Annotated in this window: 26 protein-coding genes and 1 other RNA gene; 12 read left to right on the top strand and 15 right to left on the bottom strand. The window is 65.4% G+C overall.

All coding sequences use genetic code 11. The features are described 5' to 3' along the window. Nucleotide 1: 1 nt before the first annotated feature. Together pdxA and rsmA are read left to right on the top strand one after the other, a co-directional pair. Nucleotides 2-1,018, top strand: coding sequence for a 4-hydroxythreonine-4-phosphate dehydrogenase PdxA (gene pdxA / locus HNO88_RS18610; RefSeq protein ID WP_184249250.1), 1,017 nt, complete (start codon nt 2-4; stop codon nt 1,016-1,018). Between the two features lie 48 nt (nt 1,019-1,066). Then, a complete protein-coding gene (gene rsmA / locus HNO88_RS18605; RefSeq protein ID WP_184249247.1) occupies nt 1,067-1,888 on the top strand; it encodes a 16S rRNA (adenine(1518)-N(6)/adenine(1519)-N(6))-dimethyltransferase RsmA in 822 nt (273 codons plus the stop codon). 174 nt (nt 1,889-2,062) lie between these two features. On the opposite strand, the gene HNO88_RS18600 is transcribed toward rsmA, so the two are convergent. Next, entirely contained in the window at nt 2,063-2,437 is a 375-nt protein-coding gene (locus HNO88_RS18600; RefSeq protein ID WP_184249244.1) for a PilZ domain-containing protein, read from the bottom strand. A 68-nt stretch (nt 2,438-2,505) separates the two neighbouring features. Next, nucleotides 2,506-4,623 (bottom strand): malate synthase G, encoded by a 2,118-nt coding sequence (locus HNO88_RS18595; protein ID WP_184249241.1) that lies wholly within the window; start codon nt 4,621-4,623, stop codon nt 2,506-2,508. A gap of 265 nt (nt 4,624-4,888) precedes the next feature. Here HNO88_RS18595 and HNO88_RS18590 point away from each other — a divergent pair, with 265 nt between their 5' ends. After that, a complete protein-coding gene (locus HNO88_RS18590; protein WP_246382020.1) occupies nt 4,889-5,182 on the top strand; it encodes a hypothetical protein in 294 nt (97 codons plus the stop codon). A gap of 97 nt (nt 5,183-5,279) precedes the next feature. On the opposite strand, the gene ssrA is transcribed toward HNO88_RS18590, so the two are convergent. Continuing rightward, nucleotides 5,280-5,636: a transfer-messenger RNA gene (ssrA, locus tag HNO88_RS18585) on the bottom strand. 11 nt (nt 5,637-5,647) lie between these two features. After that, on the bottom strand, nt 5,648-6,127 hold the full coding sequence (gene mscL / locus HNO88_RS18580; protein ID WP_184249238.1) for a large conductance mechanosensitive channel protein MscL: 480 nt from the start codon (nt 6,125-6,127) through the stop codon (nt 5,648-5,650). A 194-nt stretch (nt 6,128-6,321) separates the two neighbouring features. Between mscL and HNO88_RS18575 the strand changes: the two genes are divergently transcribed. The 4 genes from HNO88_RS18575 to HNO88_RS18560 are packed head-to-tail and all read left to right on the top strand — an operon-like array spanning nt 6,322 to nt 8,943. Next, complete coding sequence (locus HNO88_RS18575; protein WP_184249324.1) at nt 6,322-6,918, top strand: LemA family protein; 597 nt, start codon at nt 6,322-6,324, stop codon at nt 6,916-6,918. A gap of 24 nt (nt 6,919-6,942) precedes the next feature. Beyond that, nucleotides 6,943-7,722, top strand: a complete 780-nt coding sequence (locus HNO88_RS18570) for a TPM domain-containing protein (RefSeq protein ID WP_184249234.1) — start codon at nt 6,943-6,945, stop codon at nt 7,720-7,722. 1 nt (nt 7,723) lies between these two features. Further along, a complete protein-coding gene (locus HNO88_RS18565; protein ID WP_184249232.1) occupies nt 7,724-8,407 on the top strand; it encodes a TPM domain-containing protein in 684 nt (227 codons plus the stop codon). Further along, nucleotides 8,404-8,943 (top strand): NUDIX hydrolase, encoded by a 540-nt coding sequence (locus HNO88_RS18560; protein ID WP_184249229.1) that lies wholly within the window; start codon nt 8,404-8,406, stop codon nt 8,941-8,943. Before HNO88_RS18565 ends, HNO88_RS18560 begins: the two co-directional genes overlap by 4 nt. A gap of 307 nt (nt 8,944-9,250) precedes the next feature. On the opposite strand, the gene mmsB is transcribed toward HNO88_RS18560, so the two are convergent. From mmsB to HNO88_RS18525, 7 genes are all read right to left on the bottom strand, one after another. Then, on the bottom strand, nt 9,251-10,120 hold the full coding sequence (mmsB, locus tag HNO88_RS18555) for a 3-hydroxyisobutyrate dehydrogenase (RefSeq protein WP_184249225.1): 870 nt from the start codon (nt 10,118-10,120) through the stop codon (nt 9,251-9,253). Nucleotides 10,121-10,298: 178 nt separating this feature from the next. Next, a complete protein-coding gene (locus HNO88_RS18550; protein ID WP_184249223.1) occupies nt 10,299-11,084 on the bottom strand; it encodes an enoyl-CoA hydratase-related protein in 786 nt (261 codons plus the stop codon). Beyond that, the gene (locus tag HNO88_RS18545) at nt 11,081-12,124 is read right to left on the bottom strand and encodes an enoyl-CoA hydratase/isomerase family protein (RefSeq protein WP_184249221.1); all 1,044 of its coding nucleotides are present in this window, start codon (nt 12,122-12,124) and stop codon (nt 11,081-11,083) included. The genes HNO88_RS18550 and HNO88_RS18545 overlap by 4 nt, the downstream gene beginning before the upstream one ends. After that, the gene (locus HNO88_RS18540; protein WP_221420102.1) at nt 12,117-12,362 is read right to left on the bottom strand and encodes a hypothetical protein; all 246 of its coding nucleotides are present in this window, start codon (nt 12,360-12,362) and stop codon (nt 12,117-12,119) included. Before HNO88_RS18540 ends, HNO88_RS18545 begins: the two co-directional genes overlap by 8 nt. Nucleotides 12,363-12,403: 41 nt before the next feature. Beyond that, a complete protein-coding gene (locus tag HNO88_RS18535; protein ID WP_184249215.1) occupies nt 12,404-13,549 on the bottom strand; it encodes an acyl-CoA dehydrogenase family protein in 1,146 nt (381 codons plus the stop codon). Between the two features lie 21 nt (nt 13,550-13,570). Further along, nucleotides 13,571-14,119, bottom strand: coding sequence for a hypothetical protein (locus HNO88_RS18530; protein WP_184249212.1), 549 nt, complete (start codon nt 14,117-14,119; stop codon nt 13,571-13,573). A 131-nt stretch (nt 14,120-14,250) separates the two neighbouring features. Beyond that, entirely contained in the window at nt 14,251-15,684 is a 1,434-nt protein-coding gene (locus HNO88_RS18525) for an aldehyde dehydrogenase family protein (RefSeq protein ID WP_184249209.1), read from the bottom strand. Nucleotides 15,685-15,974: 290 nt separating this feature from the next. Between HNO88_RS18525 and HNO88_RS18520 the strand changes: the two genes are divergently transcribed. Next, the gene (locus HNO88_RS18520) at nt 15,975-16,469 is read left to right on the top strand and encodes a flavin reductase family protein (RefSeq protein WP_184249206.1); all 495 of its coding nucleotides are present in this window, start codon (nt 15,975-15,977) and stop codon (nt 16,467-16,469) included. 10 nt (nt 16,470-16,479) lie between these two features. Then, entirely contained in the window at nt 16,480-17,265 is a 786-nt protein-coding gene (locus HNO88_RS18515) for an alpha/beta fold hydrolase (protein ID WP_184249203.1), read from the top strand. On the opposite strand, the gene HNO88_RS18510 is transcribed toward HNO88_RS18515, so the two are convergent. Continuing rightward, on the bottom strand, nt 17,262-17,597 hold the full coding sequence (locus HNO88_RS18510) for a 2Fe-2S iron-sulfur cluster-binding protein (RefSeq protein ID WP_312857120.1): 336 nt from the start codon (nt 17,595-17,597) through the stop codon (nt 17,262-17,264). The genes HNO88_RS18515 and HNO88_RS18510 overlap by 4 nt on opposite strands. Nucleotides 17,598-17,751: 154 nt before the next feature. Here HNO88_RS18510 and HNO88_RS18505 point away from each other — a divergent pair, with 154 nt between their 5' ends. Further along, nucleotides 17,752-18,672 (top strand): TIGR03619 family F420-dependent LLM class oxidoreductase, encoded by a 921-nt coding sequence (locus tag HNO88_RS18505; RefSeq protein WP_184249200.1) that lies wholly within the window; start codon nt 17,752-17,754, stop codon nt 18,670-18,672. Nucleotides 18,673-18,690: 18 nt separating this feature from the next. Here the strand turns inward: HNO88_RS18505 and HNO88_RS18500 are convergent, their stop codons facing one another. Genes HNO88_RS18500 through kaiC form a run of 3 tightly spaced genes read right to left on the bottom strand, consistent with a single transcriptional unit; the run spans nt 18,691 to nt 22,140 of the window. Further along, complete coding sequence (locus tag HNO88_RS18500) at nt 18,691-20,160, bottom strand: sensor histidine kinase (protein ID WP_184249197.1); 1,470 nt, start codon at nt 20,158-20,160, stop codon at nt 18,691-18,693. Nucleotide 20,161: 1 nt separating this feature from the next. Then, nucleotides 20,162-20,464, bottom strand: coding sequence for a circadian clock KaiB family protein (locus HNO88_RS18495; RefSeq protein ID WP_221420100.1), 303 nt, complete (start codon nt 20,462-20,464; stop codon nt 20,162-20,164). Further along, complete coding sequence (gene kaiC / locus HNO88_RS18490) at nt 20,461-22,140, bottom strand: circadian clock protein KaiC (RefSeq protein ID WP_184249194.1); 1,680 nt, start codon at nt 22,138-22,140, stop codon at nt 20,461-20,463. Before kaiC ends, HNO88_RS18495 begins: the two co-directional genes overlap by 4 nt. A gap of 250 nt (nt 22,141-22,390) precedes the next feature. Here kaiC and HNO88_RS18485 point away from each other — a divergent pair, with 250 nt between their 5' ends. Then, on the top strand, nt 22,391-22,819 hold the full coding sequence (locus tag HNO88_RS18485) for a Zn-ribbon domain-containing OB-fold protein (protein WP_184249191.1): 429 nt from the start codon (nt 22,391-22,393) through the stop codon (nt 22,817-22,819). 2 nt (nt 22,820-22,821) lie between these two features. Beyond that, on the top strand, nt 22,822-23,988 hold the full coding sequence (locus HNO88_RS18480; protein ID WP_184249188.1) for a thiolase family protein: 1,167 nt from the start codon (nt 22,822-22,824) through the stop codon (nt 23,986-23,988). Nucleotides 23,989-24,178: the final 190 nt, after the last annotated feature.

Below are 24,178 nucleotides of genomic sequence, written 5' to 3'. Positions count from 1 at the left end.
CATGACCGCGCTGCCGCCGCTCGCCGTCTCGCTGGGCGATCCGGCCGGCGTCGGTCCGGAACTGATCGCCGAGGCCTGGGTGCGGCGCGACGTGGAGCGCCTGCTCCCGTTCATCGTCTCGGGCGGCAGGTCCGTGATCGAGGCCGCCGCGCGGCGTCGTGGCTTGTCGGTGCCGCTGATCGCGATTGCCGATGCGTCGGAGGCGACAGCCGCGTTCGCGCAAGGACTCCCGATCCTGGGCGAGCACGATGCCGAGTACCGACCGGGGATGCCCGACGAACAAGGCGCTCTGCTCGCGATCGCCTCTCTGACCCAGGCCGCGGCACTCTCGGTCGCCGGCGAGGCGAGCGCCATCGTGACCGGACCGATCGCCAAGTCGCACCTGGCTCGCCACGGCTTCACCCAGCCGGGGCAGACCGAGTTCGTGGCCGATGCCAGCGGTACGCCGCGGGAGGACGCGGTCATGATGCTGGCGGGGCCATCGCTGCGCACTGTGCCGCTGACGGTACACACCGCGCTGGCCCAGGTGCCTAGCCTCCTGAGCGTCGACCTCATCGTGCGGCGCGTGCGCGTCGTCGCCGCCTCGCTGGCGCGCGACTTCGGCTTGCCCGAGCCGCGCATCGCGGTGACCGGCCTCAACCCCCATGCGGGCGAGGACGGACGCATGGGCCTCGAGGAGCGCGACGTCATCGCCCCTGCCCTCGACATCTTGCGCGCGTCCGGTCTGGCCGTGACCGGCCCCCATCCCGCGGATGCGCTGTTCGCCGCGCACGAGCGCGGGCGCTACGATGTTGCAGTCTGCATGTATCACGACCAGGCATTGATCCCGATCAAGACCCTGGACTTCGACCAGGGCGTCAACGTCACGCTTGGGCTGCCGGTCGTGCGCACCTCGCCCGACCACGGCACCGCCTTCGCCATCGCCGGCACCGGAACGGCAAGCGCGGGCGCGACGATCGCGGCGATTCGCATGGCGGGCGAATGTGCCGAACGCCGTGCGCGCGTTCTGGCCGGCTGATCTGCGTCCCTCTCGACTTTGCATGACGCTGCGGCCTAGGGAGACCCGGTGAACCCCGAGCTCCCCCCCTTGCGCGACGTGATCGCGCGCCATGGCTTGTCGGCCAGCAAGGCGCTCGGTCAGAATTTCCTGTTCGACGAGCAATTGCTCGACCGCATCGCCGCGGTGCCCGGATCTCTCGATGGTCACCAGGTGCTCGAGGTCGGCCCGGGCCCTGGAGGTCTTACCCGCGCGCTGCTGCGCGCCGGCGCGCAAGTCACCGCCATCGAAATGGACCGACGCTGCCTGCCGGCCCTTGCCGAAGTGGAAGCTGCATTTCCGGGCAAGCTGACGGTGATCCAGGGCGACGCGCTGAAGATCGATCCGGCAAGCTTGTTCGATGGGCCTTATGCGATCGTCGCGAACCTGCCTTACAACGTCGGAACGGCGCTTTTCACCGGGTGGCTCACCGGAGAGAGCTGGCCGCCGCAATGGTCGTCCCTGACGTTGATGTTCCAGGAGGAAGTCGCCCGCCGCATCGTCGCCGAGCCGGACACGGGTGCATACGGTCGCCTTGCGGTGCTCGCGCAGTGGCGCTCGCGGGCGAGGCTGGCGATGAAGGTGCATCGCAGTGCCTTCACGCCCCCGCCCAAGGTCATGTCGGCGATCGTCCATGTCGAACCTGCCGAAGCGCCCGACGGCGTGTCGATGCGGGTGCTCGAGCGCGTGACCGAAGCCGCGTTCGGGCAAAGGCGCAAGATGCTGCGGCAGAGCCTCAAAGGCGTAAGCGGCGCCATCGCGGCGCTGGAGACGCTCGGCATCGATCCACAGCGGCGCGCGGAGACGCTGAGTGTCGCTGAATTCGTAGCAGTGGCCCGGCTGCTGAGCTGAAACTGCGGCTCGATCCTCCCCTCTAAGGGGAGGTGGCAGGCGCGTAGCAGCTGACGGACGGGTGTCACCGCCAGCGGAGTGCACAACTGAGAGGGTTACACCCCTCCACCACTCACTTCGTGAGCGGTCCCCCTCCCCTTGCAGGGGAGGCTCTGAGGCAACACCGGACGCACCCTAGTTAAAGCGCACCGCCCTTCGTTCTCCCACGAGCGCCCGTAACATGCCGCTCAAGCCCCGCAGCGCGCGCGGCTCGGGGATGAAAGCAACGGGAACCGCGTGGCCATCCAGCAGGTCCGAGACGCTGATCGGATTGCGCAAAGCGATGCCGCAGCAATCCTTGCCGCGCCAACGCACCTGACCGACCAGTTCCATCTCGCCGACCACCAGCCTGACTCGAGTGCCACGCACAGGCGGCTTGGCAACGGCGGCGAGCACCCCATGCGAAGACGCATTGAGCAGCATCGCTTCGCACTCGAACTCGCCGATGCACATGCGCGCCTCGACGGCGATGCGCGTGCGTTCATCGCCTCTTTGCCTGTGAAAGATCATGGTAGCTCACCCCATGCTGCGGCTTTGGCGCAGCATGGGGTGACAAAGGTTAGAGCCGGGTTAACGACTCACGCGCCGACCAGCGCCGCCTTCTTCTTGAGCCGCCAGGCATGCAGCAGCGGCTCCGTATAGCCGTTGGGCTGCTCGACGCCCTTGAATACGAGATCGCACGCGGCCTTGAAGGCCAGCGAGTGGTCCCAGTTGCCGGCCATAGGCTCGTAGAGCGGATCGCCCGCGTTCTGCGCGTCCACCTTGGCAGCCATGCGCTTGAGCGAGTCCATGACTTGCTCCTCGCTGCAGACGCCATGCAGCAGCCAATTCGCCATGTGCTGGCTGGAAATGCGCAGCGTGGCACGATCTTCCATCAGGCCGATGTCGTTGATGTCGGGCACCTTGGAACAGCCGACGCCCTGATCGATCCAGCGCACCACGTAGCCCAGCAGGCCCTGCGCATTGTTGTCGAGTTCCTCGCGCACTTCGTCTTCCGACCAGTTGGTGCCATCGGCAAGCGGGATCGCCAGCAGTTCGTCGAGCCCTGGGATGGTCTCGGCGGCCTTCTCGCCCTGGACGCCGAACACGTCGACCTCGTGGTAGTGCATGGCATGCAGCGTCGCGGCGGTCGGCGACGGCACCCAGGCGGTGTTGGCACCGGTCCTGGGATGTCCGATCTTCTCCACCATCATCGCCGCCATGCGATCGGGTGCGGCCCACATGCCCTTGCCGATCTGCGCCTTGCCCGAGAGCCCGTGCTTGAGGCCGATCGCCACGTTGCGCTTCTCGTACGCCTGGATCCAGCCGCTGGCCTTGATCGCGCCCTTGCGGATCATCGGCCCGGCCCGCATCGAGGTGTGGATCTCGTCGCCGGTCCGATCCAGGAAGCCGGTGTTGATGAAGACGATACGATCCTTCACCGCATGGATGCAGGCGGCGAGGTTTGCCGAAGTGCGGCGCTCCTCGTCCATGACGCCGACCTTGACGGTGTGGCGCGGAAGTTCGAGCAGATCCTCCACCGCATCGAACAAGTCGTTGGTAAAGGCGCATTCCTCAGGCCCGTGCATCTTCGGCTTGACGACGTAGATGCTGCCCTGCCGGCTGTTGGTGGAGCGGGCGAGCCCCCTCACATCCTGCGTCGAGATGGCACTGGTGATAACCGCATCCATGACGCCCTCGGGGATCTCCGAGCCGTCGGGCAGCAGGATCGCCGGATTGGTCATCAGGTGACCCACGTTGCGCACGAACAGGAGGCTGCGCCCAGGCAGCGACAGCGTCTCGCCTTCGAGCGTGGTGAGCGTCTTGTCGGCGGCAAGCGCGCGGGTCATCGTCTGCCCGCCCTTCTCGAACGTGTCGGTCAGGTCGCCACGGATCACGCCCAGCCAGTTGGCATAGGCAAGCAACTTGTCCTCGGCGTCGACGGCGGCGATCGAATCTTCCAGGTCCACGATGGTGGTGAGCGCGGCTTCGAGGACGATGTCGGCGATGCCTGCCTTGTCCGTGCTGCCGACCGCGTGCTCCCGATCGATCACGATCTCGATGGCGAGGCCGTTGCTGCGATAGAGCCGGCCCTTCTCCGTCGTTCCGCGGTACTGCGCCGGCGTGGCGAGTTCGACGGTCGCCACGTCCTCGATATCGGCCCACGATCCGCTCGCCAGCGGCAAGGCCTCGTCGAGAAACGCGCGCCCGGCTGCGATCACGGCCGCGCCGCGCACCGCATCATAGCCTTTGCCCCGCGCCGGTTCGGCATCGAGTGCATCGGTGCCGTAGTAAGCGTCGTAGAGGCTGCCCCAGCGCGCGTTGGCGGCATTGAGGAGGAAACGGGCATTGAGAACCGGCACCACCAGCTGCGGGCCTGCCATCTCGGCGATTTCGGGATCGACTTTCTCGGTCGTGACGAGGAAGTCGCCAGGCTCGGGAACGAGGTAGCCGATTCCCTTGAGGAAGGCCTGGTATTCGCGCTGATCCAGCGGCTTGCCGGCACGCTCGCCATGCCAGGCATCGATCTGCGCCTGCAGCTCGTCGCGTTTGGCGAGCAGCGCGCGATTGCGCGGGGCGAACTCGGCCACCAGAGCCGCAAAGCCGGACCAGAACGCCTGCGGATCCTTGCCGATCGGCCCCAGAACCTCGATGTCGATGAACTGCGCCAGCTTGGCATCGACCTGCAGTCCGCTACGCTCAATCCTGTCCGTCATTCGTCCTCGCAACCATACTCGCCGCGCGCCAAGAGGCGGCAGCCTTGTGGAACACCGATGCTATCCTGGGGAAGGAACCAGCGGGCTATGACGCATGGTCCAGGGCTTGGCAACTGCGCAGCGACTTGCCGGAGCTTCGCCGCACAGGATGGGTTCGTAACTTGTCGGAAACCGTTACAGGTAAGTCGGCCTTAACCGACGCGAGCGGCGGGAACGGTCGCTTGGCACACTCGTTGCTAAGTTGCTGCCGAATATGAGGACCGCGATGCTCAACAAGATCGGACGCCTTTTCGTCATCAAGACCCGGTGGGAGGCGTTCCTGATCATCTACGGTCTCGCGCTCGGCGCGGTGGAGCGAGGCAGCGTGTACCTCACGCGCTTTCCCGGGATCGGTGGCAAGCTGCTGTTCTTGGCATGCACCGGAGCGGTGTTCATGGCCGGTGCGAAGATCCTCGATTGCCTGCGCCACGAACAGACGCTCGCCGCCGCGGTAGGGCCGGCCGTCAACGACAATTCGGCCACCGTTGCGATCGACTTGGACGACCGCAAGCAGGCCTGAACGGCGAGGTCGCACCAGCTCGGCCAATGCCCATGATATAGGCAGGTTCGATGCAGAAAGGTGGAGCGCTTCTGTTGCCCGGTGCGCTCCGTACCGCTGGAATCCCTTCTGTTACCCGGTGGGCCCGACCGTGTTCTAACTTTGTAACTTCAGGGCGTTAGCCCCTAGAATTACGCCGCGAGAGCAAGTGCTTCGTTATCGTTGGCACTTATTGGGTTTTGAGCCTTGAACGGGTTACTCAGCCCGGGCAAAAACAGCGCTTTTGAACACACGTCGATCCTAGTTCGGCCCCGTCATTTCTCCCGCTCGACCGAAGCCGAAACGAGAGGAGTGGTGGAGCCGCCGGGTACCGCCCCCGGGTCCGCTGTGCCTATTGCACGCCGCAATTTATCACCATAGCCGGTCGAAACCGGCAAAGAGCGATATAGGGCGGCCTCAGCGGATTGTGAAGCCTTCATGGCGCGATCAGACTTGCGGCAGGTCGCGACGCTTCAATTCGACCAGGATTTCCTTGAGGATATCGAGTTGCGGGTCCGTCGCCACTGCGTTTTCGCTCGCCGTGTCGGCCGCTAGCTTCTTCTCGCGCTCCAGCTTGTCGATCACCCGGTTCACCGAGCGCAGGAGCATGAACAGCACTGCGGCAACGATCAGGAAGTTGATGATCTGGGTGATGAAGGTGCCATAGCCGATCATCGGCACGCCAGCCGCCTTGAGCGCGACATAGTCGCTGAGGTTGCCCTTGTACGTGGCAGGAACCGCGCCCAAGCGAATGAAGTAATTGGAAAAGTCGATGTCTCCGAACAGCCACCCAATCACCGGCATGATCACGTTCTCGGTCAGCGATGTCACAATCTTGCCGAACGCCGCACCGATGATCACGCCGACCGCCAGGTCGAGGACATTCCCGCGCGCAATGAACTTCTTGAATTCGTTCATGAGGGTCATGGGCCATCCCTTCGGCTGTTCGACCATCGCACGGTGCCGCACTCTTGCGCGCAAGACAAGCGCAACGGTTTGAGCAGCGGCGCTTGCGTGCGGGCTGGCGCACGCTATCTAACTCCACCAGGAGGGGCACGCATCGCGCGGGCCTTCAACCAAGGGATGCCTGTTCGATGTCGCAGTCCGTTGCTCGTACCTCGATGACGCGTTCGATCCGTGCGGTCGTGGTGGCCGTCGCTGCCCTGAGCCTGGCCGCTTGCGGCTTCAACTCGGTGCCGACCAAGCAGGAGGCCGCCAAGGCCAAGTGGGCCGACGTGCAGACCGTGTTCCAGGAGCGCGCTAACCTGGTTCCCAATCTCGCCGCCGTAGCCAAGGGCGCGGCCGAGCAGGAGAAGGCGATTTTGACCGGCGTGGTCGAGGCGCGGGCCAAGGCGACCAGCGTACAGATCAATCCCGAAGCCGGCGACCTCAGCAATCCCGCCAAGATGCAGCAGTTCCAGCAGGCGCAGGAGCAATTCGGGCAGAGCCTCGGCCGCCTCCTGGTGAGCGTCGAACAGTACCCCGACTTGAAGTCGATCCTGAACTACCAGATGCTGCAGACCCAGGTCGAAGGACAGGAGAACCGCGTCCGCGTGGCGCTTCGCGACTACAACGCCGCGGTGCAGGACTATAACACAGAGGTGCGCACGTTCCCGTCGATGATCGGGGCGAAGCTGCGTGGCGCTACTCCGATGGTTCCTTACCAGGCCGTGACCCCGGGCGCCGAAGTCGCGCCAAGCCTCGAAGGCAAGCTGTAAGGCGGCCGGCATAGGTCGCCTGACATGAGAGCACTTCTCGGCGCGTTGCTGCTGTGCATCGGCGCGCTGCTTGCGCCATCGGCTTGGGCCGAGCCTCAGTTCCCCAAGCTGACCGGCCGCGTCGTCGATGATGCGAACATCCTGCCGCCCGATGTCGAGCAGCGGCTGACGCAGAAGCTGGAGGGGCTGGAGCAGCAGTCGCGGCGTCAGTTCGTCATCGCTACCCTGCCGAGCCTCCAGGGCTACGAGATCTCCGACTACGGCTACCAGCTTGGCCGGGCCTGGGGCATCGGCACGAAGGCGAACAACGACGGCGTGCTGCTGATCGTGGCACCGAACGAACGCAAGCTGCGCATCGAGACGGGCTATGGCCTCGAAGGTGTCCTGCCCGACGGTATGGGCTTCCTGATCATCAACAACGATATCCTGCCCAAGTTCAAGGCCGGCGACATGCCCGGCGGAATTGAAGCCGGCGCCGACGCGATCATCAAGCAGCTCACCCTGCCTGCCGATCAGGCGCAGAAGATCGCCTCGCAGGCCGTGCAGCAGAGCCGCCAGCGTGACCAAGGCATTCCGATCGGCACCATCTTCTTCCTGCTGTTCATCCTGTTCTTCTTCGTGCTGCCCATCCTGCGCGCCATGTTCGGCCACGGCGGCCGGCGGCGCGGCGGATGGGGCGCACCGATCGTGTGGATCCCCGGCGGCTTCGGCGGAGGCGGAGGCGGCGGTGGCTTGGGCGGCGGCGGTGGTTTCTCGGGCGGCGGCGGCAGCTTCGGCGGCGGCGGCGCGAGCGGGAGCTGGTGAGATGAAGCAGGCATCGTATCTTTCCGAGGCCGATCACCGGCGCATCAGCGAGGCCGTGGCCCATGCGGAAGGCAGCACGGCTGGCGAAGTCGTCACCGTGCTGGCCGACCGTTCAGATGGCTATTCCGATGTCGCCCTCGCCTGGGCAGCGCTGGTCGCGCTCGTCTCGCTCGTGGCGCTGGCCATCGCGCCTGGTTTCTACATCGGCATGGCGGAGTGGTTTTCCGGCGGCTGGGTACACGACTGGACACCGCGCGAGCTCTTCACCCTCGCCGCAATCGTGGCGACGCTGAAATTTGCCGCGATGGTCCTGCTTCAGCTGATCCCGGCCTTGCGCTTCTTCCTGATCCCCGGGCCGATCAAGGCCAAGCGCGTGCACGATCGGGCCTTGCGGGCCTTTCGCGTCGGCGCGGAACAGCGCACCTCCGGACGCACGGGCATCCTGATCTACCTGTCCATGCGAGAGCATCGCGCCGAGATCCTGGCCGACGCCGCGATCGCCTCCAAGGTCGAAGCAGAGGTCTGGGCCGATGCCTTGGAAGCGCTGCTGAGCGAAGTGCGTCGCGGCGACGTCGCAGGTGGCATCTGCGCTGCGGTCGACAGAGTCGGAGCGGTGCTTGCCAGCCATCTGCCTCGGCTGCCTGATGACGTAAATGAATTGCCGGACAGGTTGATCGAAGTATGAGCATCGACGACGCCGACGCGCCCGAGGAGATCGTCTGGCAGGGCAAGTTCATCACCACGCGTCGGCGTGGCCGTTGGGAATACGTCGGGCGGGCACGTGGCATCCGCGCCGCCGTCATCCTGGCGATCGATGACGAGGGCCAGGTGATCCTCGTCGACCAGTATCGTGTGCCGCTAGGGCGTCGCTGCGTGGAACTGCCGGCCGGTCTGGTCGGCGACCACGACGACAATCGAGGCGAAGATGTCGCTGTCGCCGGGGCTCGCGAACTGGAGGAGGAGACGGGCTATCGCCCCGGCCGCATGGAAGTGATCGGAGAGTTCTTCTCCTCGCCCGGCATGGTTAGCGAAAGCTTCACCCTGTTACGGGCGCATGACCTGGTGAAGGTCGGCGAAGGCGGCGGCGTGGAGAGCGAGGACATCACCGTGCATCGCGTGCCACTGGCGCAAATCGGCAACGCGGTCGAACGCTGGCGGGTTGAGGGGTTCGCCATCGACGTCAAGATCCTCACCCTGCTTGGGCCGGGTATCCTGGGCTGAGGACCGAGCCGGCAATTTGCGCCCGCAAGCGGCGGTTCGCCACCGAGGCGGAAGCACTGGATGTGGCGGAGGCGGCGGACGTCACCTTGCGGCCCTATCGGTGCGAATTGTGCCGCCGGTATCACCTGACCAGCCGCACCAAGGGCATGCGTGTGCCCGCATTCGCGCGAGCACGATAGCGTCGTCCCGGGCTTGACCCGGGGCCGGTTCCGCCAAGTCCCAGTTTTCAAGGAGCCGATCGGAGATCTCGGGGAATGCCGAAACGGCTCCCGGGATCAAGCTCGGGATCGCGCCGTCCTGCGAAGCCTTACAAGGTGGTGAAGATCGCGCCGAAATCCTTGCCGCCGTTGCCGGCATCCACGAACGCTTCGTAGATCCTGGTCGCATGTTCGCCCAGCGGCACGGTCGCGCCGGCGGTATCCGCCCCGGCCATCGCCAGGCGCAAGTCCTTCAGCATCAGCGCCGAGGCGAAACCGCCCTGGTAGTCGTTGTCCGCCGGGCTCTTGGCGCCGATGCCCGGAGCCGGCGTGTAGTCGTTCAACGACCAGTTGTAGCCGGTCGACTTCGAGCTGATCTCATAGAACTTCTGCGGATCGAGGCCCGCCTTCTCGGCCAGGGCGAGGGCCTCGCACGTGCCGATCATGTGGATCGCCAGCAGCATGTTGTTGCACATCTTGGCAACCTGACCGCTGCCGATCGCGCCGGCGTGGATCACCGCCTTCGCCATCGGCTCGAGCACCTGGCTTGCCTTGGCGAACGCGGCGTCCGTTCCGCCCACCATGAACGTCAGCGTGCCGCCGTTCGCCGCCGCGATGCCGCCCGAGACCGGCGCATCGACCATTTCGTAGCCCGCCGCTTCCGCGAGCCCGGCGACTTCGCGCGCGGTGGCAAGGTCGATCGTCGAGCAATCGAGGAACAACGCGCCTGCCGGGGCCTTGCCGATCACGTCGCTGGTATAGACCGCCTTCACGATCCCACCGTTGGGCAGCATGGTGACGACAGCCTCGGCCTGCGCGACGGCATCGGGCACCGCGGTGAACGTCGCGCAGCCGTTCTCTTTGGCGCGGGCGAGCGCATCTTGCGACAAGTCGAAGGCGGAAACCTCGTGGCCCGCCTTGACCAGGTTGGCGGCCATGCCGCCGCCCATGTTGCCCAGGCCGATGAACGCGATCTTCATGCGATGTCTCCTGTCCTCTCCCCGAACGGTAAGAGGATACGAAGGCTTGCGAGCTTGCTCGCCAGCCAAGGTTGGAAAGGGGTTGGTGCGCTCCCGGGCGTCGAACCCCTTATCCCAGCTACGCTAGCCGCCGCGCGGTAAGTTACGCTACCTCCCACTTGGAAGAGGCGAGGAAGAATCAGCGGCCCTGCCAGACGCCGGCCCGCTTCTCGACGAACGCGGTCATGCCTTCCTTCTTGTCCTCGGTCGCGGTGAGGATCTGGAACATGCGGCGTTCCATCAGCAGGCCGGTGTCGAGCGTCGTCTCGAAGGCGATGTTGACCATCTCCTTGTTGATCAGCGCGGCGAGCGGCGGCATCGCCGCGATGTCCGCGGCCGCCTTGAGCGCCACATCGAGTAGCTGGTCGAGCGGGACCACGCGGCTGACGAGGCCGGAGCGCTCGGCTTCCTCGGCGTTCATGTTGCGGCCGGTGAGGCACATGTCCATCGCCTTGGCCTTGCCCACGGCGCGCGCCAGGCGCTGCGAGCCGCCCATGCCCGGCGCGACTGCCAGCTTGATCTCAGGCTGGCCGAACTTGGCGGTATCGGACGCGATGATGAAATCCGCCATCATCGCCAGCTCGCACCCGCCACCGAGCGCGAAGCCGTTGACCGCCGCGATCCAAGGCTTGCGCACCGCCTTGACCAGCTGGGAGGACCAGCCGGCAAAGAAATCTTCCGAGAAGAATTCCGCTCCGGGCTTGTCGACCATCTCCTTGATGTCGGCGCCGGCGGCGAAGGCCTTGTCGCCCGAGCCGGTGATCACCGCGCAGCCCTGCGACTTGTCGGCCTCGAACTTGGCGAAGGCGTCGATCAGTTCGGCCAGCACGGTCGAGTTCAGCGCATTGAGCGCCTTGGGACGGTTGAGCGTGATCAGGGTGACCGCACCCTTCTGCTCGACCAGGATCGTCTCATAGGTGCTCATAGCGGTTTCCATTCCTCGGATGCAGGCAGCGGAGCGAAGATCGCGTCCAGCTGGCCGGGGGTGACGCCTTCGGGCGTCGGTGGGTTCCATCTGGGCGCGTGATCCTTGTCGACGATCACCGCGCGCACGCCCTCGGCGAAGTCGGGCAGCACCAGCACGCGGGCGCCGATGCGGTATTCCATCGCCATGTTTTCGGCGAAGTCGGTCATCTTCGCGGACTCGGCCAACTGGCGCAGCGAGACCTTGCAGGCCTGCGGGCTCTTGGCGCGCAAGGTCGCGAGTTCCTTTGCAGCCCATTCGCCGTCATCGGCTTCCAGGCTGGCGAGGATGTCCTCCAGCGTGTCCGATGCGAAGTGCTTGCGAACGAGCGCCGCCTGGCTCTCGATCTTCGGCTCGGGAGGGGTGATCGCAAGAGCGGAGAGCACGCCACCGATCTCGTGACCCGCAGCGATCCGTTGCTTGGCCTCGGAGATCGCACTGGATGGCAGATAGTGGGTCGCAAGCCCGACCCACAGGCACTCGGCGCCATCGAGGCGCGCGCCCGTTAGCGCGAGGAACTGACCCAGGCGACCATCCAGGCGCGAAAGATACCAACCACCACCGACATCGGGAAACAGGCCGATCCCGGTCTCGGGCATGGCGAAGCGGGTGTTCTCGGTCGCGACGCGGTACTTGGCCGGTTGCGAAATGCCGACCCCGCCACCCATGGTGATGCCGTCCATGAAAGCGACCACCGGCTTCTCGTACGTGAACAGCAAGTGGTTGAGGCGGTATTCGTCGAAGAAGAACGCCCGGCCCGCCGCGCCTTCGTCGGTCAGCGCCGACTGGCGCAGCAGGTTGATGTCGCCGCCAGAGCAAAAGCCGCGGCCCTCGCTGTGCTCCAGGATCACGGCCTTCACCTCGGGCGCGTCGCGCCACATGAGCAGCGCCTCGATCATGGCCAGGCACATGCCCTGCGTCAGAGCGTGGATCGCCTTGGGCCGGTTGAGCGAGAGGTATCCGGCCACGCCTTCGCGGCGGGTCAGAAGTTCGTCAGACATCGCGCGGGCCGCCTGCATCGTGGATAGTCACCAGCGACGATGCGTCGTCGGCTTCCTTCATCAGATCGAACATCAAGCCCTGCCCCTTCCTGTATCGCAAGCTGACGTGAGACTGCGTGCGGTGGCGCACCACCATGATGCTGCACAAACAGATCGTCGCGACGGCCGCGAGGCTTGCCACTGCCGGCACCGCCGCCACCCCCGCCAGAACCACGGGTGCGGAACGGGCCGCGCTCACCAGAAGCGGATTTGCCATCGATTTTCTAGCTCACCTTTTGCTTACTGGCGCAGCAGATCGCGGCCGACGATCATGCGCATGACCTGGTTGGTACCCTCCAGGATCGAGTGCACGCGAAGGTCGCGCCAGAAGCGCTCGATCGGGTAATCGCGCAAGTAGCCATAGCCGCCGAACAGCTGCAGCGCATCGTTAACAATGGCCGAGCCGCTGTCGGTCGCCAGGCGCTTGGCCATCGCCGAAAAGCGCGACTTGTCGGGCGCGTTCGCGGTGATCTTGGCCGCCGCCATGTAGAGCAGCGCGCGCGCTGCTTCCAGGTCGGTCGCCATGTCGGCGAGCATGAACTGAGTGTTCTGGAAGTCACCGATCGACTGGTCGAACTGCTTGCGATCCTTCACGTACTGGATCGCCTCGTCGAGGCAGCGCTGCGCCCCGCCCAGCGAGCACGCGCCGATGTTGATGCGGCCACCGTCGAGCCCGGCCATGGCGAAGCGGAAGCCCTCGCCCTCCTTGCCGACCAGGTTGGCGACTGGCACCCGCGCGTCCTCGAAGATCACCTGCGCGGTCGGCGAAGCATTCCAGCCCAGCTTCTTCTCCGGCGCGCCGAAGCTGACGCCGGGGGTGTCCTTGTCGACCACCAGGCAGGTGATGCCCTTGGACTTGTGATCGCCGGTGCGCACCATGACGACATAGACGTCATTGTACCCGCCGCCCGAGATGAACTGCTTGGTGCCGTTCAACACGTAGTGATCGCCGTCCAGGCGAGCGGTCGTCTTGAGCGCCGCCGCGTCGGAGCCGGAGCCGGGCTCGGTCAGGCAGTAGCTGGCGATCTTCTCCATCGTGACCAGCTCGGGCAGGTAGCGGTCCTTGAGGTCCTGGCTGCCATATGTGTCGATCATCCACGCGGCCATGTTGTGGATCGAGATATAGGCGCTGGTGGCGGGACAGCCATAGCTCATCGCCTCCATGATCAGCGCCGCTTCCAAACGGCCAAGGCCGATGCCGCCGCTCTCCTCCGAGACGTAGATCGCGCCGAAGCCGAGCTCGCCGGCGGCCTTCCACACGTCGACCGGATAGTGGTTCTTCTCGTCCCACTCGGCCGCGAACGGCGTGATCCTGTCTTCGGTGAACTTGCGCGCGGTCTCTTGGATCGCGAGCTGGTCCTCGGTGAGTGCGAACTGGTCAGTCATCTTATCCCCCTCGGGCTGCCGTCAGGTGCAGCGGGTGTACTTGAGTGGCCCGGGCAAGGCGTCCTTGCCGGTATCGCGGCGGATCAGCGTCTTGCCGCCGTTCTGGACGTCGAGCGCGACGTCGAGCGTCCAGGCCTGCCCTTCGCCCGAGAAGGCGTACGTGGCGCGCAGGCTGTCCGCCTGCGCATCCTTCACCTTGCCGAGCTTGGCCACGGCTTCGTAGAATTTCAGCTGGTTGGCCGATACGGTCAGCAGGCCCTTGGCGTCGCCGAGCTTGCTGGTGCAGTCCTTGGGTACGAGCCCCCAGCGACCGCGGATGGCTCGCGGGATTTCGTTGACGGCAGTGGTCGCGGAGGCTGAAGGCGTTGGGCTCGGCTCCGCCGATGCCTCGGTGGCACCAAGGGAGGTGGGCAGCGCTTCGGCAGCCTCGGACGGAGGCGTGGGCGATGGCCGGACCGGCTGCGTTTCCTCGCTGCTGCTCGGTTGCGCGGCGGGCTGCTCCGGGCTCTTAGAGCAGGCGGACAGCGCGAGGGCACCTACCAAGGCAATCAGCGGCAGTGTTTCTTTCATCACCTTACCTCCCTCTCTCGTCACCCCCGCGAAGGCGGGGGTCCATCTCCTGACCTTGCGTAAATGGAACCACCTGGAGTTGGATTCCCGCCTTCGCGGGAATGACGAAGGTTCGGTTGAAGGCGTTCGCCTCACCCCACCGCTGCGATGATATCCTTGCCGAACAGCGCCTCGTCGCTCGGCAGCGTCTTGGGCGTGGCGAGCGGCTTGGAGACCCAGGTCTCGTTGATCAGGTCGCGCCACGAGACGTTGTTGTTCGTCGCGTTGCCGCCCCACGAGCCACAGCCCAGCGAGAAGGTCTGGCGCATGCCGTTCCACAGGTTGCCCGAGTTGGAAGCCGACTGCGGCTGGTTGACCATCACGCGGCTAGTCTTGGTGCCCTCGGCCAGCTTGCGGATGTTCTCGTCCGAGGTCGAGTAGATGCCGCAGGAATGGCCCTGCCCCTGATAGGACTGGATATTGTTGGTCAACGCGATCGCCGCGTCGATGTCCTTGGCGCGATAGAGCGCCATGGTCACCGTCATCTTCTCGCCAGAGAACTTGTAGTCCGGGCCATAGCCGGTCTCGGGCACGATGAAGAACGCGGTGTTCTCCGGGATCTCGAAGCCGGCGTAATCGGCGATGAACTTGGGGCTCTGCGCGACGACCTTGGCATTGATGTGCTCGCCGTCTTCCCAGATCGCGTTCTGCAGCTTGGTCTTGTTCTCACCCTCGATGATGAAGCCGCCCTTTGCCTTCAGCTTCTCGAGCATGGTGTCGTAGATCGCGTCGAGCAGGATCACCGAGTTGTCCGAAGAGCACGAGGCCGCGTAGTCGAGGGTCTTGGAAATCAGGATCTTCTCGGCCGCATCGTCCAGATCGGCGGTATCGTCGACGGTGATCACCGCGTTGCCGACGCCAACGCCGAGCGCCGGAGTGCCGGACGAGTAGGCCGCCTTGACCATCGGCGTGCCGCCGGTGGCGAGGATACGGTCGCACTGCTTCATCACTTCGTTGGTGCGCTCGACCGAAGGCTGCTCGATCGGGATCACCAGATCGGCGGGCGCACCCAGCTTCACCAGCGCATCGCGCATCAGGTTGCAGATCTTGGCGTTGACGAACTTGGCGCGCGGGTGCGGGCAGATGATGATCGAGTTGCGTCCCTTGACCGCGTTGATCGCCTTGATCACCGGCGTCGCCTCTGGGTTGGTCGAGGGCGAGAGCGCGCCGATCACGCCGACCGGCTTGGCGATCTTGACGATGTTACGCTCAGGGATTTCCTCGATCACGCCGACCGACTTGTCGTCGATGATGTCCATCAGCGCGGCGCGGGTCTTGCCCGAAATCTTCTTGAACTTGCCCTCGTAGTTGCCGAGCTGCGTTTCCTCGACCGTCTCGCGCGCGATCTCCTCGTCCATGCCGGGCTTGGCGACGGCGTAGACCATGCCGCGGATCCAGGTGTCGACCTGCTCCTGGGTGGCATTCTCGATCTGCTGCTGCGCGGCGCGCGAGCGGGCGATCAGCACGGCGACTTCGTCGGCGACGGACGGTCCGGTGCTCTCGGCGATCTTTTCAACGGTTGCCATGTTCGTCATCCCTTCGAGGCTTGGGGGCCGCAGAGCGATACGCCACTGTGCGGTTCCCGCTCCCAAAATGTACCTTCACGCCTTGCACTGCACCTTTCGGCAGCCGGTCGCAACCGTCTTCTTAACCGCGCGCTTAAACTGCTGCATTTGCAAAAAACGCCGTGCCGGTTTCATCTGGTACACACGTCGTCGCCGTTCAACCCGCACCCTCCTGATGGCAGCTACCAGGGGTCGACATGGCGAACGCCTTGCCTCATGGACGAGCCGACTACGCGGGTGGAGACACGGACGTGACGCAGACTACGATCGATGCAGCGGACTTTCGCAAGGTTCTCGGCAGCTATCCGACCGGCGTTTGTGTCGTCACCGCGCTGGATGGCGACAACAAGCCTGCGGGCATGGTCGTCGGCAGCTTCACCTCGGTGTCGCTCGATCCGCCGCTCGTCGGTTTCTTCCCGGACAAGAAATCGACGTCCTGGCCGCTGATCGAAAACGCAGGCCATTTCTGCGTGAACGTCATGGGCAGCGACCAGCAGGACGTGTGTCGGGCCATCGGCGCCAAGGGCGACCAGAAGTTCGTCGGCGTGGAATATACCCTGTCCGAGCACAACCTGCCGATCATCGCGAACTCCCTCGCCTGCATCGAATGCCGGCTCTACTCGGTCACCGAGGCCGGCGATCACTGGTTCGTGATGGGAGAGGTGCTGCGCATGGAATCGACGCGGGACGAGGATCCCATGCTGTTCCACCGCGGCAAGTACGGCGGCTTCGCCGAAGTGCTTTGATCGGCCGACCATGCGCGCCTTTTCAGTCGACGTAGAAGGCGCGCAGCTTGCCGGGGAGCGGAGGGACGGCGAAGGTCCGCCGCTCGTCCTGGCACATGGTTTCGGCGGAGCTCGGCACGACTGGGAGCCCGTGCTCGCCGCGCTGCCGCCCGATATGCCGGTGGTCGTCTACGATCAGCGCGGCTTCGGGTCGTCCACCTCCGAGCCGGGGGTGGCCTTTTCGCACGCCGAGGATCTCCTGGCACTGCTGGATGCACTCGACCTGCCCCTCGCCAACCTGTGCGGCCTGTCGCTTGGCGGGGCGACTGTCCTGGGGGCTGCGATCCTGAACCCAGCGCGCGTTCATCGCCTGGCGCTCGTCAGCCCCATGCTTGCCGCCTGGTCGTGGAGCGACGACTGGGTCGAGCAGTGGAAGGCGATCGGCCAGGCAGCGCGTGGCGGCAACATGGCGCGAGCGCGCACGCTATGGTTCGAACATCCGCTGTTTGGAACCACGCGTGCGCTCGGGCACGGCGACGCGCTGCGCACGAGCATCGAAGCATTCGCGGGACGGCAGTGGATCCGAGACGATCAGCGCGCCGAAGTGCCGATGGTCGAGCGTCTCCACGTCGTGGATGCCGCAACGCTGCTGCTGACCGGTGCCCGGGACCTGCCGGACTTCCGCCTCATGGCCGACCTGATCGAAGCCGCCGTGCCGAACGTCACCCGCATCGACGATCCCCGGTGCGGGCACCTGCTTACACTCGAGGCACCGGACGCGATCGCCGAGGCAATCGCATCATTCCTGCGGGGCTAGTACGCGCTAGCCGGCGCGACCGTGACCTCCAGCCCGTCCAGTTCGGGGCGCATCCTCACCTGGCATCCGAGACGACTGGTGGGCTCCATCACGTCGGCTACGATGTCGAGCATGGCGTGTTCGATCTCATCGGGCTGGCCTGCCCGCGCGTACCACTCCTGCGCGACGTAGACGTGGCAGGTGGCACAAGCGCAGCCACCCCCGCAATCGCCCAGAATTCCCGCTACGCCGTTCTGCCGGCCCAGCTCCATGAGGCTGGTTCCTTCCTCGACATCCTCGAACGTGTGCACGATGCCATCGACGCCGGTCATCGTGACCTTCAGCTTGCCCACCTGCTTCCTCCCCTCGTCGTTCGCTCAAGCGAACTGCTGTTCTCCAATGACGCACGCCGGGGCGATTTGCAAAGCGGCAGATGCAGCTGGAGCTTGACCCGAGCCGCGCCCCGTCGAACCCTCGGCCCACCAAGAGAACGCGCGGGAGAGATCGATGAAGCTTGGTTTTGCCATGCCACACATGCTGAAGCTCAAGGCGACGATGCAGCCATGGGAGGCGAAGGTCACGGGAGCCGACCAGACCCGCCTCGCCAAATGGGCGGAATCGCTGGGCTACGAGATGATCGCGGTGCCCGAGCACCATGTCATTCCCCGTAAGCACATCGAGCTGTCAGGGCCGTTCTACTTCAATGCCTATACCGCGATGGCGCACTTCGCCGGCGCCACCGAGAAGATCCGCGTCAATTCGTGCATCGCGATCCTGCCCGCGCAGCACCCGATCGTCACCGCCAAGGCGCTCTCGACGATGGACTGGCTGTCGAGCGGACGCGTGACGATCACCTTCGCGGTCGGTTGGCTGGAGGAGGAGTTCACGCTGCTCGGCATTCCGTTCCAAAAGCGCGGTGCGATGGCAGAGGAGTACATCCAGGCCATCATCGCACTCTGGACGCAGGACAATCCCGAGTACGAAGGCAAGTACGTCTCGTTCCGCGATGTCGCATTCGAGCCAAAGCCGGTGCAAAAGCCGCACCTGCCGATCTGGTTCGGCGGCGACGCCGATCCGGTGCTGCGCCGCGTCGCGCGCTATGCGCAAGGCTGGTGGCCGTTCCTCACCAAGCCCGAACTGATCGCCCAGCGCATCGACTTCATCCGCTCGCAGGCAGATTACAACGGCCAGCTGTCAGACGTGTACTACGGTCTGGCAACGTCGCGGGTTGGCGAAGGGCATGTCGTGATCGACGATCCGACGGCCCGAGCAGGACAGACGAAGCAGGAGATCGTGGACCGGCTGGGCTGGCTTGCAGCGCAGGGCGTGACGTGGAGTTCGGTGCCCATCCCTCCACTGTCCAGTGTCGAGGGCTACTACGATTACACGCAGTGGATCGCGGAAGAGATCATGCCCGCCGTCCGATGAGGCGACCGCACTGAAATTCTACGCCGCAGCCGTCTGAGTGGCGGCGATGTACATGCGGCAGACGAGCCCTTCGGGATGGAATTCGACCTTGGTCGCCTGTTCGCCATGCTGGCCGAGGCCACGTGAGATCAGGGTCTGGCCGAAGCCCATCTTCTCGGGTTGCATCACCGGCGGACCACCGTGCTCCCTCCATACGATCTCGATGCGGTCGTCCTGCTGCGCGGCGCTGATCGCGATGCGGCCGTTCTCCCCCGAGAGCGCGCCATACTTGACCGCGTTGGTGACCAGTTCGTGGAAGATCAAGCCGAGCGCCACGGCGGCATCCGGCACCACCCGTACGTCGACGCCCGTCAGCTTCACCCGCTCACTGCCCACCGTGACGAACGGCGCCAGCTCGACGGCAATCAGCTCCTCGAGGGTCAGGCCGTTCCACACGTCGCTTGCCAGCAGCGAGTGCGTGGCGGCGAGCGCTTCGAGGCGACGGCCGAAGGCGGTCCGGAACTCGCCCATGTCCTTGGAAGCGGCAATCGTGCGGTGCGCGATCGCCATGACCAACGTAAGCGTGTTCTTCACGCGATGCGTCAGCTCGTCCATCAGCAGCGCCTGGCGCTTCTCGGTGGCGCGACGCTCGGTCACATCCGCAATAGTGACGATGCAGCCGAAGATCGTATCGCCCGACTGGCGCAGCGGTGCCGCGCTCAACAGCACGTCGCGGGTGCGCCCGACCGTGGTGAGCGTTGCCTCCACACCGCGCACGGCGGAGCCGGCCAGCGCCACGCCGATCAGGTCGCCGCCCGCCATCAACCCCGAGCTCAGCGCAAAGCCGAGGGTGAACGCCTCATCGAACAGGCGGCCGACCGCACTGCCATTGAAAAAATTTCGCACGCCGGTGTTGGCATGGGTGATCCGGCCTTCCTGGTTGCACACCAGCACCGCTTCATTCGACGAGGCCATGATCGCGCGTCCGATGCGATCGCTTTCATGCGCGGCGGCCGCTTCGATCCGTTCGGTCACGTCGGTGAAAGTCAGGGCGTGGCCCTGCCCGAACCCGAGCGCCAGGGGAGCGACGCCGACCTCGACGTGCCGATAGCCGCCGACGCACGGAAGCGCGATCTGGGTGCTGCTGCGGGACTGCGCGGCGTCTTGCAGCAGCTGGCGCACGGTGAAGCCTGCACTCTCACCCAGAGCGCCGAAGAAGCCGTCTTTCTGCAGATCCTTCGCGCTGCGCCCGAAGAGCATGCAGAGTGCGGCATTGGCGTAGATCAGCTTGCCTTGGCCATCTAGCGCGGCGGCGCCGATCTCCATGGCTTCCATGAAGGCGCGATAGCTGTCCTGGCCGCCGAGTGCGAAGACTTCGTCCTGCTCCGCGCCGCGTACCACCAGCGCATCGACTTCGCCTTCGCGGATGGCGCGCAAGGTGCTTTCGGCCTCCTCAAGGCGCCGACGCAGCTCGGCTTCGCTCTCGGGCACGTCCTCGGCTCCGGCCACCTCAGTTGTCGACCTGGAGGTGAACGAGGACCTTCTCCTCGTCCGACAAGTCGCCGATGATCTTCTGCACGGGGACAGGAAGCGAGCGCACCAGGGTCGGAATCGCGACGATGTTGTGCTCACGGGCAAGCTGGGGATGCTCACGCAAGTCGATGACCTCGACCTCGTATAGCCCCTCCAGATGCTCTGCCACGATACGCTCGAGGTTACGGATCGCCGCGACGGATTTGGGTGTCTGGCCGGCAACGTACAGCGTCAGCTTCATCGTCTTGCCCACCCCGGCTGTGCCCTGGTCCTCGTTCACGAGCTGCTGCCCCCGCGGTGCGCCGCCATCGCTTCACGGTCGCTCAAGACTTGTGCGGCGAAGTCGGCCTCGTGCTCGCCAAGGCTGCGCAGTTCGATCTCGTCGGCCTCCAGCTCTGCGCGCAGAGCTTCGATCTGCGCCTGCGTGCGGCGCCGGCGCTGGTCGATCTTGTCCTGCAGCCGAGAGAACTCGCCCCGTCGCGCCGCCTCGTCGCGCCGCATCCGGGCTTCCGCCGCGCGGCGCGCCGAGCCGGTCAGGGCACCGTCCTCACCCAGATATGGCTCGACCAGCGAGATGCCGTTATCGCTCATCACGAACTCGCGCACCTGGTTGGAGTGGGCGATGCCGCGCGCCTTGAGCAGGTACAGCTCGCGGTTGAACTCGCCATTGACCTCGCGATTGAGCAGCAGGATCCAGGCGTCCATGAGCGACGACAGGCCCGCATCGGTTTCGGTAACGCGCTGGTCATGGGCTAGGTGCGTAAACACGCCGGTGATGCCGTGCGCCTTGAGGTAGTCGATCATGCGCAGCAGCATGGCCTGCACTTCGAGCTGCTCGCCGCTGTCGAGGAAGGCCGAGATCGGATCGAGCACGACCAGCGCGGGTTTGTACTTCTGCACTTCGCGCAGCATGATCGCCAGGTGCATTTCCAGGCTGTAGAACGTAGGCCGCGTAGCCACGGTGCGCAGCAGGCCGGCGTCGATACAGGACTGCAGGTCGATGCCGATCGAGCGCATGTTGCGTACGGTCTGCGCCTCGGACTCCTCAAAGGAGAAGTAGAGCGCCCGCTCGCCCCGCGCGCATGTCGCCGCGACGAAGGCGGCTGCGATCGAACTCTTGCCCGAGCCGGCGACGCCGCTGAGCAAAATCGAACTGCCGCGGTGGAAACCATCGCCGCTCAGCATCGCGTCGAGGTCGGCGATCCCGGTGCTCACCCGATCCTCGTGCACCTGATGCCCGAGGCCCAGCGAGCTGACCGGGAGCACGCTGAAGCCGTCCTCGCCGATCAGGAACGGGTACTCGTTCGTACCGTGCGCGGTGCCGCGATACTTCACGATCCGCAGACGGCGCGTAGACACCTGACGGTGAACACGGTGGTCGAGCAGGATCACGCAGTCGGAGACGTATTCCTCCAGGCCCTGGCGCGTCAGCGTGCCGTCGCCGCGCTCGCCGGTGATCACGGCGGTGAGGCCCTTTTCCTTGAGCCAGTCGAACAGGCGGCGGATCTCGGCGCGCAGGATCGCGGGGTTCTGGAACGCGGAGAACAGGCTTTCGATGGTATCGAGCACGATGCGCTTGGCACCGACTTCCGCCACCGCCAGTTCGAGCCGCAGGAACAGGCCCTCCAGGTCGTAGTCGCCGACTTCCGCCAGTTCGGAAGGATCGATCGCAATGTGCTCGATGTGGAGCAGCTTGCGGGCGATCAGGTCATCGAGGCCGAACCCGAGCGAAGCGACGTTGTCGACAATGTCGACCGGGCGTTCCTCGAAGGTGACGAAGACGCCCGGCTCACCCTCGTCGCGTGCGCCGTTGACGAGGAAGGTGGATGCGAACAGCGTCTTGCCGCAGCCGGCCGAGCCGCACACGAGCGTCGGACGCCCACGCGGCAAGCCGCCGAGGGTAAGATCGTCGAAACCTTCGATCCCCGTCCGCGCCTTCGCAATTCCGTCCGTCACGCTACCCCGCTGTGTGCCTTGTGCTCACGACATCGTTAGGCGTGCTTGCACTTATGGGCAATCGCCCTGGCAAGATCATTCGCTAAGCGCGTCCGGTGTGATCATTCCAGGCGCAGCGGTCGTCACAACGCCCGCGCAGGATCCACCATGTTCCGCAGGGACGATCATTTCCGCCCGTCGGCAGCGTGATCTTGACGCGCGCCCTGCCCTGCCGCGAGTGTCGCGCGCATACAAGGGAGAGACGATCGCCATGAACCCACCCCGGCCCCGGCCCAAGCTCGACCAGGAGAACCGTGCGTTCTGGACCGGTGGCGCCGAAGGCAAGCTGCTGATCGTGCATTGCCATGATTGCGGGCAATGGACGCATCCGCCCCGCGTGCTGTGCCGCCATTGCCAGTCCGAGAACATCGCCCCTGAACCAGTCGCCGGCACCGGTCGCATCGATACGATGACGGTCAACCACCAGCCCTGGGCCAAGGACCTGGAGGTGCCCTACGTGATCGCCCGCGTCAGCCTCGATGGCGTGCCCGGCGTCTATCTGACCACCAACATCGTCGGCTCACCCGTGGACGAGGTGCACTTCGACGATCCGGTCCGCGTGGTCTTCGAGGAGCAGGACGGCGTGTTCTATCCGCTGTTCGAAAAGCACGTTCCCAGCACCGCCGAGGGAGTAGCCTGACGATGGCACGCGAAGCTTACATCACCGGCATCGGCCAATCCGAAGTCGGCGTGCGCCTGCCGCGCCATCCGCTGCTGCTGACGCTCGACGCCGCACGCGAAGCCGTGACCGACGCGGGCCTGACGTTCGACCAGATCGACGGCGTGTTCTCCTTCCCCGGCAAGGCGGCGGGCTACCTCGCCTTCTCGCCGGTCGGGACCGACGACGTGATCGAGGCGCTGGGCATCAAGTCCAAGTGGCAGATGGGCGCGATGGAGCAACCCGCGCAGCTCGCCGCGATCGCCATGGCCGCATGGGCCGTGAAGGAAGGCATCTGCCGCCACGTGCTGTGCTTCCGCACGGTCTACGAGGCAGGCGGCATGGCCGATCCGGCAACCTACATGGCCGGCATGAAGCAGGACACGGTTTCGGGCGCTTCGCAGTGGACCTCGCCGTTCTGGGCGACCTCCGCGGCATGCTGGACGGCGCAATACGCGAACCGCCATGTCCACCGCTACGGCATGACCCGCGAGCAGCTGGGGCAGATCGCGATCAACGGCTCGAAGAACGCGATGCTCAATCCGCGCGCCCGGGCGATCACCAAGGAGGAGCTGACTCTCGACAAGTACATGAGCGCGCGGCTGATCTCGACGCCGCTGTGCCTCTACGACTGCGACCGGTTCTCCGATGCGTCGACAGTGATCATCGTCTCGGCCGGCGACGCGCTGGACGAGATCAAGGCGACCCCGATCCGCATCGCCGCGAGTTCCGGCTCGGTGGACCGCTATTCGTGGGACCAGGCCGAGTGGCCGGCCGCGTACGACGCCGGACCCGACTTGTGGAAGCGTACCGACTACACCGTGGAGGATGTCGACACGGTGCAATTCTACGATGGTTTCGCCTTCCTGCCGATCACCTGGCTGGAAGGTCTGGGTTTCGTCGGCAAGGGCGAAGGGCACAAGTTCATCGAAGGCGGTCACCGGATCGCGCGCGACGGCGAGTTGCCGATGAATACCGCGGGTGGGCAGCTTGGCGCCGGCCGCCTCCACGGCTTCGGCTTCGCGCACGAGGCCGTCACGCAGCTGCGTGGCCAAGGCGGCGAGCGGCAGATTCCCGGCGATCCGAAGGTGGCGGTGGCGAGCTCGGGCGGTGGACCGCTCGCGGCGGCGCTGCTGCTGGCACGGGATTGAGGTTGCAGCTGTCCTCCCCGGCACGGGGAGGGGGACCGCTCGCATAGCGAGTGGTGGTGGGGACTCGCGTCCTCGTGCGACCTCGCTCGACGCACCTAGAGCAGTTTGAGGTTGCACGGATTCACGAGTTCTGATTCGAGGATGCTGATTGAGCATCGAGGCTGTGATGACGGCACCATTGTCCCAGGAT

The organism is Novosphingobium chloroacetimidivorans (genome assembly GCF_014204535.1).
GTDB lineage: Bacteria > Pseudomonadota > Alphaproteobacteria > Sphingomonadales > Sphingomonadaceae > Novosphingobium > Novosphingobium chloroacetimidivorans.
This window is presented reverse-complemented; position numbering and strand designations above follow the sequence as displayed.